Origin of the sequence: Rhodococcus sp. USK13 (genome assembly GCF_018343855.1) — a bacterium.
GTDB classification, from domain to species: Bacteria; Actinomycetota; Actinomycetes; order Mycobacteriales; family Mycobacteriaceae; genus Rhodococcus_F; species Rhodococcus_F oxybenzonivorans.
Window position 1 is genome coordinate 2004455 of the sequence record NZ_CP069242.1, and the last position, 13645, is coordinate 2018099.

The 13645-nt window shown below is 65.9% G+C and carries 1 pseudogene; it reads left to right on the plus strand.

What is annotated here, in order from left to right:
- Positions 1–175: 175 nt before the first annotated feature.
- Positions 176–13544 (plus strand): annotated as a pseudogene (locus JQT59_RS38350) (amino acid adenylation domain-containing protein).
- Positions 13545–13645 lie beyond the last annotated feature (101 nt).

Genomic DNA, 13645 nt, shown 5'->3' on the forward strand with positions numbered 1-13645 from the left:
AATCCGCCCAAAAGAGGCGCGCGGCTATGCAAGCATGAAGTGTTGTGTTTTGTGGTGAAGCCGAACGGATGAGCCGGGGGGCGGGGAGAAGCGTCCGCCTCACACAAGCGCGTGTCCAGGTTCGGACGCGGCCACGATTTCTTCGGTCGGGGATACCGTACGCGGAGGAGCCGCCGTGAAACGTCTCGACACGCCCAACCCGCTGACACACAATCCGGACGCGGCACTCTTCCCGCTGTCCGCGGCGCAGCGTGCCACCTGGTTCGCGCAGCAACTCGAGCCCGCGGTGCCGATTTCGATCGCGCAGTACGTGGAGCTGCACGGCGACCTCGACGTCGACCTGTTGCGGAAGGAAACCGTCGCCGCCGGTCGCGAATTTCAGTCACCCTTTCTGAAGGTGGTCGAGGTCGACGGCCGGCCGATGCAGTACGTGGACCACACGACCGACACGTCGATCGCCTTCCTCGACTTCCGCGGCGAGAACGACCCGGTCGCGGCTGCCCACGACTGGATGGACAAGGACTACCGAACCCCACTCGACCTCGAGGCCGATCGACTGGTCGAGACGTCGATCTTGTGTGTGGGCGAGTCGCACTACCTCTGGTACAGCCGCATCCACCACGTCGCCCTCGACGGATACGCTGCCATGACGATGCTCAGCCGCATCGCGCACCGGTATTCGGCCTCGGTGAGCGCGCGGGAGCCGGACCAGAGTCGGGCAGCGACCCTGCGCGAGCTGTACGACATCGACGCCCGCTATCGATCCTCGGATAGGTACACGGCGGATCGGACGTACTGGGCACAACGCATCGAGGCCGTAGAGGGATCGACCCTGGCCGAGCGGCCCGCGCCCGCCGTGGCCAGGAGCAAAGTCGAAAGCGCCGTGCTGTCCGAGGCGGCGACTACCGGCCTCCACGGGTCCGGCAGGCAGGCAACGGCGGCCGCCGCAGCCACCATCATCGCCGCCTTCGCCTGCTACCTGTCGCGCCTGACCGGAAAAACCGATGTACTCGTGCACGTTCCCCTGTCCGGCCGGACCACGTCGTTGCTGCGCAATTCCGGCGGCATGATGGTCAATGTCGCGCCACTGTCGATCTCGGTCGAGGAAGGGGACACGGTCGGGGCCCTCGTGTCGCGGGTTCAGCGTGAACTGATGGGAGCGCTGCGCCATCAAAGGTGCAGCATCGACGACATCCGCCGCGACATGAGCGCGAGCAGTGCCGCCCGGCTGTACGGGCCCATGGTCAACGTCATGCTTTTCCCGCACGACGTCCAGCTGGGCGATTTGGTGGGCGAATACCACATCGTCACCTCGGGCCCGGTGGAGGATCTGCTGGTCAACGTGTATTCCAGCGGCACGCCGGCAGCCGTCTCCGTCGATTTCCGGGCGAATCCGGATCGGTACGAGGACGCGGCGCTGCGCACGCATCACCGGCAATTCGTCGAGTTGCTCGAGGAGTTCATCGCGGTCGACACGCACGTGCCCCTGTCGACCGTGCACCGCGCGACCGCCCGCATGGGTGAGCGATTACGCCTCGAAGCAGGTCACCTCGAGTACTGGAAAGCACGCTTGTCGGGTCTTACCGAGGTGCTGAATCTGCCCTCCGATCGAACCCGGCCCGCCGTGCAATCCCTGCGGGAAGACCGGGTGGGACTCCCGATCGGTGCCGAAACACATCGCCGGGTGGTCGCGCTGGCATCGGAGCACGGCACGACAGTCTTCCGGGTGCTGCACGCAGCCCTGGCAGTTCTCCTGAGCCGGCTTGTCGGTACCTCGGATGTGGCCGTCGGGACGACTGCCGCCGTGGCCGGCGGCCGGAACATCGTGGTGCTGCGGACGCGCGTCCGACCGGACCTGGCCTTCACCGCCCTGCTCGACCACGTGCGCGAGGTGGAAGAGGAAGCGTTCGAACATGGGGATGTTCCATTCGAGCAGGTGGTGGGGGCGCTCGAGATCGGCGATTCCGCGGCATATTCGCCGATTGTCCAGGTGCTTCTCGAGCGTCGCGACGATCCGGAGGGTGTCCGGCCCGAGATCGGCCGATTCGACCTTCGGGTGGCGACGGAAGAATTCTTCGATGCCGACGGCACTCCGTCCGGAATCACGGTGAGTCTCGGATTCGCCACCGATCTGTTCGACCCGGAGACGGTGGTCGGGCTCGGAATGCGATTTCGGCGCATCCTGGAGACGGTCACCGCAAACCCGGAGACAGGTGTCGGCGAGATTGATATCCTCACCGACCCGGAACGAGCCACTCTCGTCCCCGTATCGGGAGTGCCGGGTCGATCCGAACGCACGCTGCCCGAAGTGTTCGACATGGCAGCAAGAAACCATCCTGACCGCATCGCACTCACTTTTCGCGGCGTCGAGGTGACATATCGAGAATTGGACGAGCGCTCCAACCAAGTGGCGCGGGTCTTGATCGCACGTGGGATCGGTCCGGAGAACGCTGTCGCGCTGGGCTTGCCGCGCTCGATCGAGTCGGTTCTGTCGATGCTGGCGGTCGCGAAATCGGGCGCGGCATTCGTGCCGGTGGACCCGAACTATCCGGCCGAGCGCATCGCGCACATGCTCACCGATTCCGGAGTCGCCGTGGGTGTGACGGTGTCTGCCGAGCGATCCCGGCTGCCCGATTCGATTCCGTGGCTGCTCCTCGATGACGCCGAGTTCCGTACCCGCTGTGCGGCTTTGCCGGTGTCCGCCGTCACCGACAACGAACGGGTGCGACCGCTGCGCATGGAGAACGTGGCCTATCTGATCTATACGTCCGGTTCGACGGGCCTCCCCAAAGGCGTGTCGGTCACCCACAGTGGCCTGGACAGCTTCGCCGTGGAGCAGCGCCTCCGATTCGGAGCGACGCAGACCTCACGGACCCTGCACTTCTCCACACCGAGCTTCGACGCGTCCCTGTTCGAGTATCTCCAGGCCTTCGGTGCCGGTGCCACCATGGTGATTGTTCCGCCGACGATATACGGCGGCACCGAGTTGGCCCGGATCCTGAAACTCGAGCGGGTCACTCACGGGTTCATCACTACCGCTGCGCTCGGATCCATCGACCCGGACGGACTCACCGACTTCCAGGACGTGGTGTTCGGCGGCGAGATGTGTCCGCCCGAACTGGTGAAGCGGTGGGCCCCGGGCCGCAGGTTGTGCAACGCATACGGACCGACCGAGACCACCATCATGGCGAACATCAGTGAACCGATGTCGCCTGCGGGAGCGATCACCCTGGGCGGTCCGCTCCGCGGATTCCACGAGGTGGTCCTCGACGCGCGGATGACACCGGTACCGATCGGAGTGGCCGGGGAACTCTACCTCTCGGGTGACGCGCTGGCGCGCGGCTATCACGGCAAGCCGGCGCTGACCGCGGAACGCTTCGTCGCCAATCCTTTCGGCGACCCCGGCCGCCGAATGTACCGAACCGGAGATGTCGTACGGTGGCGGGCCGATCACACGATCGAGTACGTGGGTCGCAGCGACTTCCAGGTGAAGATCCGTGGGTTCCGTGTGGAACCCGGCGAGATCGACACGGTTCTCCACACTCATCCGTGGGTGAGAACTGCGGTGACGATACCGCGGACCGCTCCGTCCGGTGACACCGTCCTCGTGTCGTATGTACTGCCGGTTCCCGGCCAGCGGCTCTCGACTGCCGATGTGATGGACTATGCCCGAAAGCAGCTGCCGCGACACCTCGTTCCGTCCGCGATCATGGTGCTGGACGAGATGCCGTTGACGCGAGTGGGAAAGCTCGACCGTGCGGCCCTGCCTGCGCCGGAATTCGGCGGCGCGGCCACCGAGCGTCGCGCACCGGCAAATCCGGTGGAGCAGACTGTCGCGCAGGTATTCGTGGACGTGCTGGGAGTGGAGCATATCGGTGTCGACGACGACTTCTTCGATCTCGGTGGAAACTCCCTCGTGGCAACCAGAGTAATCGCTCGCGTCAACGCCGCGCTGAGCGTCGACCTCGGTGTCCGGGACCTTTTCGAGGCGCCGACGGTGAAAAAGTTGGCAGGGCGGATCGAGCCTGCGGACGTGCGGAGAACCGACCGCCTGACTCTGGTCGCACGCGAGCGTCCGGACCGCATACCCCTCTCGCTTGCGCAGCAGCGCGTGTGGTTCATCAATCAGTTCGACCCCACTTCGCCTGCATACAACATTCCCATGGCGGTCCGACTGTCCGGCACCCTCGACGTGGAGGCACTCCGGGCCGCCGCCGAGGATGTCATCGAACGACACGAATCCCTGCGCACCAGGTATCCGGACTCGGCAGCAGGACCGGAACAATCGATCGTGACTGCGCCGCAGGTGGTTCCCGACCTCACGCCGAAAGTCGTCGACAACGAGCACGAGGTTCGCGAACATATTGGCGCGCTGATTCACCAGGGTTTCGACGTCAGCGGTGAAGTACCCGTGCGTGGTGCACTGCTGCGAACCGGCCCCGACGAGCACGTCCTCCTTCTCGTGGTCCACCACATCGCCGCGGATGGCGCTTCGCTGGCACCGCTGGCACACGACCTGATGGTGGCGTACTCCGCGCGAGTTCGCCAGCAGATGCCGGACTGGCTCCCACTCCCGGTTCAGTACGCCGACTACAGCCTGTGGCAACGGGCCGTCCTCGGCAGTGATCAGGACCCCGAGAGCGTGATGTCGGCGCAATTGGACTACTGGAAGAAGACACTCGCCGGCCTCCCCGACGCGATAACCCTTCCCTTGGATCGTCCGCGACCCGCGAACCGGACGCTGCGAGGCGACGTTGCCCCGTTCTCGGTGCCTGCGAAACTACATCGGGAGCTTCTGGTGCTCGCGCGTCAACATGATGCGACGATGTTCATGGTGATGCACGCGGCTCTGGCGGTGCTGGCGGCGCGGCTGAGCGGATCCGACGACATCGCGATCGGGACGCCGATCGCGGGACGCGGCGAAGCAGCGCTCGATGACCTGGTGGGGATGTTCGTCAACACGTTGGTTCTGCGAACCGCCGTGGATTCCGGAATCACATTCGACGACATGATTTCTCGTGCACGGGACGCCGACCTCGGAGCGTTCGGGCACATGGAAGTGCCGTTCGAGAGTGTCGTGGAGGCGCTCGATCCCGGCCGGTCGACCAGCTATTCACCCTTGTTCCAGGTTATGTTGGAATTCCGGAACACAGCGACGGCTCACCTGGAACTGCCGGGACTGACCGCAGAGGTCATCGAGGTCGACACCGGTGTGTCCCAGTTCGATCTGCAGTTGACGCTCGCGGAGCACTACGACGAATCCGGCAGTCCCGCAGGTATCTCCGCAACCTTCACATTCGCGACGGATGTCTTCGACAGGCCGACGGTGGTGGGCTTCGGGGAGCGTTTCCTCCGAATTCTACGGGCTGTGACGGCGGATCCGATTGCGGCACTGGGCACTATCGACATCCTCGCGCCGGGTGAGCGGGAGTTGGTGTTGGGGGGGTGGAATGCGACGGGGTGTGTGGTGCCGGGGGTGTCGTTGGTGGGGTTGTTCGAGGAGCGGGTGGGGTGTGTGCCGGATGCGGTGGCGGTGGTGTTCGGTTCGGTGGTGTTGTCGTATGGGGAGTTCGGTGTGCGGGTGCGTCGGTTGGCGCGGTTGTTGATGGGGTTGGGGGTGGGTCCGGAGTCGTTGGTGGGGATTGCGGTGGGGCGGTCGGTGGAGTTGGTGGTGGGGATTTATGCGGTGCTCGAGGCGGGGGTGGGTATGTGCCGGTGGATGTGGATCAGCCGGTGGAGCGGGTGGAGTATGTGTTGGGTGTGGCCGCTCCGGTGTTGGTGTTGAGTACGTCGGTGGATCGGGTGGGGTTGCCGGGTTCGGTTGTGGTGGTGGAGTTGGATGTTGTTGATGTGTCGGGGTTTTCGGGGAGCCGATTTCGGATGGGGAGCGGTTGGGGGTGTTGCGTGGGGAGAATCCGGCGTATGTGATGTTCACGTCGGGTTCGACGGGTCGGCCGAAGGGGGTGGTGGTTTCGCATGCGGGCATTGTGAATCGGTTGTTGTGGATGCAGGGGAGTATGGGCTGGGTTCGGATGATGTGGTGTTGTTGAAGACGCCGGTGACGTTCGATGTGTCGGTGTGGGAGTTGTTCTGGCCGTTGATGGTGGGGGCGCGGTTGGTGGTGGCGGAGCCGGGTGGGCATCGTGATCCGGCTTATCTTGTGGATGTGATCGTCGAAAATGGGGTGACGACGGCGCATTTCGTGCCGTCGATGTTGGCGGTGTTCACGGCGGAGCCGGCGGTGGCGCGGTGTGTGAGTGTGCGGCGGGTGTTCGCGTCGGGGGAGGCGTTGTCGGCGTCGGTGGCGTCGAGGATGCGGGGGTTGGTGCCGGGTGTGCGGGTGCATAACTTGTATGGGCCGACGGAGGCGTCGGTGGATGTGACGTTTCATGAGGTGACCGATGCGGATGTGGTGGGGGTGCCGATCGGGGTTCCGGTGTGGAATACGCAGGTGTTTGTGTTGGATGGGTGGTTGCGGCCGGTGCCGGTGGGGGTGGTGGGGGAGTTGTATGTGGGGGTGTGCAGTTGGCGCGGGGGTATCGGGGTCGGGTGGATTTGACGGCGGATCGGTTTGTGGCGAATCCGTTCGGGTGTGGTTCGCGGTTGTATCGGACGGGGGATCGGGTTCGGTGGTTGTCGGGTGGGGAGCTCGAGTATGTGGGTCGGGTGGATTTTCAGGTGAAGTTGCGGGGGCAGCGGGTGGAGTTGGGGAGATCGAGGCGGTGTTGTTGCGGTATGGGGGTGTGGCGCAGGCGGTGGTGGTGTTGCGGGGTGGGTCGGGTGGGGAGTTTGTGGTGGGGTATGTGGTGCCTGAGTGTGGGGTGGTGGTGGAGGGTCGGGCGGTGGTGGAGTGGGCGGCGGGGGTGTTGCCGGGGTATATGGTGCCGTCGGTGGTGGTGGTGCTCGATGAGTTGCCGGTGACGGTGAATGGCAAGCTCGACCGCAAGGCCCTCCCCGAGCCCGACTTCGGCGCCGAGATGCCCGGATACGTCGCTCCCCGTGGCGTGTTCGAGGAGATAGTGACTGCGGTTGTCGCCGACCTGCTCGGAATTCCGCGGGTGGGAGTGAACGACAACTTCTTTGCCATGGGCGGAAACTCCCTGACGGCCACTCGCTTGGTGGCGCGCGTCAATGCCGCTGTCGGAAACCGGATCAGCGTTCGCGACGTGTTCGACGCGCCGACCGCGGCCGGCTTGGCGATGCTGGCGCAGTCGCACGAAGGGCGTGAATCCCGCCCGCCGCTGAAGGCGAGGGAAACCGGCGCGGAAGTCCCGGTGTCACCCGCCCAACAGCGGATGTGGTTCATCAACCAATTCGACACCTCCTCGTCCGCATACAACGTGGCGTTTGCGTTGAGGCTGGAGGGTGAACTCGACATACCTGCGCTCCAGGCGGCGGTCGCCGACGTGATCGAGCGGCACGAGGCCGTGCGCACCATCTTCCCCCTCACCGACCACGGACCGCGTCAGGTGATCGTGCCGACGACGAGCGCGCTGCCCCACCTCACTCCGGTCGGTGTGACGGGAGAGGCCGAACTCCGTGCACGCGCCCTGCGGGTGCTGTCCGAGGGATTCGACGTGACGCAGCAGGTTCCACTGCGCGCGAACCTTTTCCAACTCGACGAGAATGCGCACGTGCTCGCGGTGGTCGTGCACCACATTGCGGCCGACGGCTTCTCGATGTCTCCGCTGGCCCGCGACGTCATGGACGCGTACGTGTCGAGAGTGAATGGAACTGCGCCGAATTGGGACCCGCTCCCCGTGCAGTACGCCGATTACACGCTGTGGCAGTACGAGTGGCTGGGCTCGGAGGCAGAGGAAACCTCGCCGATGTCGAGACAGCTGGCCTATTGGACCACCGCGCTGTCGGACCTGCCCGAAGTACTGGACCTACCCACCGACCGTCCCCGACCGGCTGTCCGATCACTTCGCGGCGGACGCGTCGAGTTCGAGATCGCTCCGGAGATTCACGCCGGAGTGGTGGCGCTGGCGCGGCAACACACAACGACGGTGTTCATGACAGTGCATGCCGCGCTGGCGATCTTGTTGGCACGACTGAGCGGGTCCGATGACATCGCCGTCGGGACGCCGATCGCCGGGCGTGGTGAGCGTGAACTCGACGACGTGGTGGGGATGTTCGTGAACACGCTCGTCCTCCGCACCCGAGTCGACGGCGGCGCCACCTTCACCGAGTTCTTGGACAATGTTCGGGAAACCGACCTCGGTGCCTTCATGCACGCCGATATTCCGTTCGAACGCGTGGTGGAGGCAGTGAGTCCGTCCCGCTCGACGGCCTACTCACCGCTGTTCCAGGTGATGTTCGAATTCCAGAACATCGAGCGGCCCACGCTGGAACTGCCGAATCTGCGGGTGCGGAGCATCGATGTGGCGATCGAGACCGCAAACTTCGACCTCCAGTTGACGCTGGCCGAGAACGTGGACGCGGATGGCAACCCCGGAGGGATCACCGCGGGACTCGGTTATGCGACCGACCTCTTCGACGAGGCTACGGTGGCCGGGTTCGCGGAACGACTCCAGCGCATCCTCGCGACCGTCACGGCCGGCCCGGACGCCCCGGTGGGTGACATCGACATCCTCGGCGTTCGCGAACGCGCCGACCTGATTCCGGTGACGGGCGCTGTGGCGGGTGCAGCGCGGACGCTGCCGGAACTGCTCGCGGCGGCGGTCGCCCACGATCCGGACGCCGTCGCATTGGTCTTCGAGAGTCGTCACGTGCGCTACCGCGAACTCGATGAGCGTTCGAATCAATTGGCTCGCGGTTTGATCGAGCGTGGGGCCGGGCCGGAAACCGTGGTGGCCGTGTGCGTGCCCCGTTCCGTCGAGTCCGTTCTGGCCGTGTGGGGGGTGGCCAAGTCGGGTGCCGCGTTCCTTCCGGTGGATCCCCAGCACCCGGCGGCGCGCATCGAATACATGCTCACCGACTCCGGGGCCGTGTTGGGTGTGACGACTTCGTCGCAACGCAGCGCACTGCCCGGCGGGTTGCCGTGGCTGGCGGTGGACGAAGCGGACGGGCTGTCGACGTACCCGGCGTCGGCAGTCACCGAGGACGAGCGGACTTCGCCGGTCCGGCTCGACAATCCGGCCTACCTGATCTACACCTCGGGGTCGACGGGACGACCCAAAGGCGTGGTGACCACGCATCGCGGCCTGGCAGATTTCGCCCTGCAGGAGCGGGAGACTTTCGCCACGACGGCCGCGTCCAGAGTGCTGCATTTCGCGTCACCGAGCTTCGATGCCTCCGTACTGGAATTGCTGTTGGCCGTCGGGGCGGCCGCCACCATGGTGATCGCACCACCGACCGTGTACGGCGGCGCCGAACTGACGCAACTCCTGGAAGCCGAGCGGGTGACGCATTGCTTCGTCACCCCGGCCGCGCTGGCGTCGGTCGATACCGCTCAACTCACCGACCTCGAGTGCGTGGTCACAGGCGGCGAAGCGTGTCCCCCGGAACTATGTGCGGGGTGGGCACCGGGCAGGCGAATGTTCAACGCGTACGGTCCGACCGAAGCGACAGTCGTGTCCAGTATCAGCGACGCACTGGTACCGGAGGCGGCGGTCACCATCGGCGCGCCTACTCGTGGCTTCTCCGAGGTCGTGCTCGACTCACGTCTGCAGCCGGTCCCGGTAAATGTGCCCGGGGAGTTGTATCTCGCAGGCGCCGCCCTCGCGCGCGGCTATCACCGGCGGATCACTCTGACGGCCGAACGCTTCGTCGCCGATCCCTTCGGCCCGGCGGGCAGCCGGATGTATCGCACCGGGGATCGGGTGCGTTGGACGAGGGACGGGCAACTGGAATACCTCGGCCGCAACGACACCCAGGTGAAGATCCGGGGCTTTCGCATCGAACTCGGTGAGATCGAGTCCGCCCTGCTTGCCCACGACGATGTGGCCCAGGCCGTCGCAAGCGTGTGGAACGGGGACGGCAGTGCTGATCGGCTGATCGGTTACCTCGTGCCGGAATCCGGCGTGTCGATCGACCCGAGGGCGGTGCTCGACTTCGTCGGTGGCCGGTTGGCGTTGTATATGGTGCCGGCCGCGCTGGTCGTGCTCGATTCGCTTCCGCTGACTGTTCACGGGAAGCTCGATCGCACAGCACTTCCCGCCCCCGACTTCGGAGCCTCTGCGTCGCAGAGCCGGCCGCCGCGAACGGAGACCGAGGAGCTTCTCGCGGGACTGTTCGCGGATGTTCTCGGGATCGACTCGGTAGGTGCCACGGCCGATTTCTTCGCGCTCGGCGGCGACAGCATCATGTCGATACAGTTGGTGGCCCGCGCCAAGGCCGCCGGGGTAATCCTCTCTCCCCGAGACGTGTTCGATCGCAGAACGGTGGCCGGCCTCGCGGAGGTGGCGCGATTCGACGACGGAGGTCCAGTCGCGCTCGATGAGATGCCGGGCGGGGGCGTCGGCACCCTGCCCTTGACGCCGGTGGCCCGCTGGTTGATCGAACGCAGCGGCGGCCGACTCGACAGGTTCTCCCAAGCGCTGCTGCTCGCGGCCCCCGCCGGCCTCACTCGGGACGTTCTCGAGGGTGCCGTGGACGCGTTGCTCGATCGGCACGACATGCTCCGGGCACGATTGCTCGCCGACGACCAGGGTATGGAAGTGCTGTCGCCGGGATCGGTGCGGGCGCAGGGGTTGGTTCGCCACTTGCCGGTCGAGACGGTCGACGGGGACGGCTTCACAGCGCTCGCGGCCGCAGAACTCGATGCTGCGGCCGACCACCTGGATCCGGCCGGCGCAGCCATGCTGCGGGTGGTGTGGTTCGACGTTCCGAACGGCGTCGGGCGCCTACTCGTGGTGGTCCATCACCTCGCGGTCGACGGTGTGTCGTGGCGCATTCTCGTCGCCGACCTCGCGTCGGTGTGCACTCAGCTTCAGGTGGGCGCGACTCCTACTCTGCCGGACGTTGGAACGTCGATGCGGCGGTGGTCGCATGGCCTGCGCGACGCGGTGCCGCAACGAATGCCGGAACTGCCGATGTGGGAGACAATTCTCGACGGCACAGATCCGTTGATCGGTTCGCGTCCGCTGAACCCCGAAGTCGACGTCGCCGCGACCGTGGACACGGTCACCGTCGACGTGCCGTCGAGCGTGACCGCCGACCTGCTCACCACGCTTCCGGCGGTCTTCCACGGCAGCGTCGGCGACGGGCTGCTGACCGCGCTGGCATTGGCACTGACCGCCTGGCAAGGCGAACAGGGCAGTGCCGCAGCGGACACCGTTATCACACTCGAAGGGCACGGACGCGAGGAGCACGTCGTCGCGGGCGCGGATGTGTCCCGCACCGTCGGCTGGTTCACCACTGTGTACCCGGTGAGAGTGAACCTCACCGGAATCGATGTCGACAACGCCCTGACCGGAGGCCGCGCGGCAGGGCAGGCAGTCAAGGCGGTCAAAGAACAGTTGCTCGCCATTCCGGATCACGGGATCGGTTTCGGAATGCTGCGCTACCTGGACGATGACACGGCAATGTCGCTTCGCCGGTTCCGTTCTCCCCAGGTCAGTTTCAACTATCTGGGCCGGGTCGTCACCACAGGCGGAAGGGAGGACTGGCTCCCGGTGGAGAGCACGCTCGGCGGAACCCAGAACACCGACATGCCCGTTGCATCCGTTCTCGACATCAACGCCCTGGTCGACGACCGCCCCGACGGCCCCCGCCTGAGGGCGACGATCGCCTATCCCCGCGGCGTACTCGACCACGCCGGGGTCACGGCCTTCGCGAATCTGTGGCGCAGCGCGCTCGGCGGACTTGCGGCGCACGTGGCGCGGCCGGGAGCGGGCGGGCTGACACCGTCCGATGTGCCGCTGGTGTCGGTCAGCCAGCAGCAGATCGAGCGCTGGGAAGAGCGGTTTCCGGCGCTGCGTGACGTGTGGTCGCTGTCGCCGCTGCAGTCGGGATTGCTCTTCCACACGTCGCTCGTCACCGACAGGGTGGACGTCTACACGGCACAAATGCGGATCGACCTGGAGGGGACCGTCGACGCCGAGCGTCTGCGGGCTGCCGCGGCCGGACTGCTGGCCCACCACGCGAACTTGCGGTCCGCGTTCGTCTACGACGACGACGGGGTTCCGGTGCAGCTGGTGCTCGATGCGGTGGAGGCGCCGTGGCGGGAGGTGGATCTGACCGGACACGGGCCGGAGGCCGCTGCGGAGTTGACACGCCTCCTCGACGAAGACCGCAGCGCCCGGTTCGATCTCGAAGCACCCCCGCTCGTGCGATTCATGTTGCTGCATACGAGTCCTGGCAGCTACGTGCTCGTCATCACCAACCATCACATCGTCCTGGACGGCTGGTCGATGCCGCTGCTCGTGCGGGAATTGCTCGTGCGTTACGCCGATGACAGCCCAGATATCCTGCCGGAGGCACCGTCGTACAGCACCTATCTGGAATGGGTAGCGAACCGCGACCGAGAGACATCGGCGCGGGCCTGGGAGGGGGCCCTCGACGGCGTCGAGGAGCCGACACTGGTGGCGCCGCACGCGTCGGCGATGCAGTACGGAGTGCCCGGCGAGGTCGACGTCGACCTGCCCGCCGATGTGATCGCCCCGCTGGACGCGGTGACACGGCGCCTCGGCGGCACAATGAACACGGTGATCCAGGCGGCGTGGGGAGTGTTGTTGTCGCGGTTGCTCTCCCGCGACGACGTGGTTTTCGGCGCCACGGTCTCGGGGCGACCGCCGCACCTACCCGGCGTCGAGGACATGGTGGGGTTGTTCATCAACACCCTGCCGGTGCGGGTGCGGGTGAACCCGGCGGAGACCTTCGCGGAACTGCTCGGCCGCATGCAGGGGGAGCAGACTGCCCTGCTCGATCACCACCACGTCGGGCTCGGTGAAATTCAGCAGCGAGTCGGTCTGGGAACCCTGTTCGACACGCTGTCGGTGTTCGAATCGTATCCGATCGACACGTCCGGCTTGGGCGAGGACACCGACATCGCAGGCATGCGAGTGACGGGCGTCGATGCCCGCGACGCCACACACTATCCCCTCACCCTGATGACGAGTCTCGAACCGCAACTCCGGTTGAGCCTTCGCTACCAAGCCGGTGCCATCGACCACGAGACGGTCACCCGAATCGCGGGGCGACTGAGCGCAATTCTCGGCACCATCTCCCGGGACGTCGACACTCTGGTAGGCGACGTCGATCTCTTCGCGCCGGGTGAGCGGGAGTTGGTGTTGGGGGGGTGGAATGCGACGGGGTGTGTGGTGCCGGGGGTGTCGTTGGTGGGGTTGTTCGAGGAGCGGGTGGGGTGTGTGCCGGATGCGGTGGCGGTGGTGTTCGGTTCGGTGGTGTTGTCGTATGGGGAGTTCGGTGTGCGGGTGCGTCGGTTGGCGCGGTTGTTGATGGGGTTGGGGGTGGGTCCGGAGTCGTTGGTGGGGGTTGCGGTGGGGCGGTCGGTGGAGTTGGTGGTGGGGATTTATGCGGTGCTCGAGGCGGGGGTGGGTATGTGCCGGTGGATGTGGATCAGCCGGTGGAGCGGGTGGAGTATGTGTTGGGTGTGGCCGCTCCGGTGTTGGTGTTGAGTACGTCGGTGGATCGGGTGGGGTTGCCGGGTTCGGTTGTGGTGGTGGAGTTGGATGTTGTTGATGTGTCGGGGTTTTCGGGGAGCCGATTTCGGATGGGG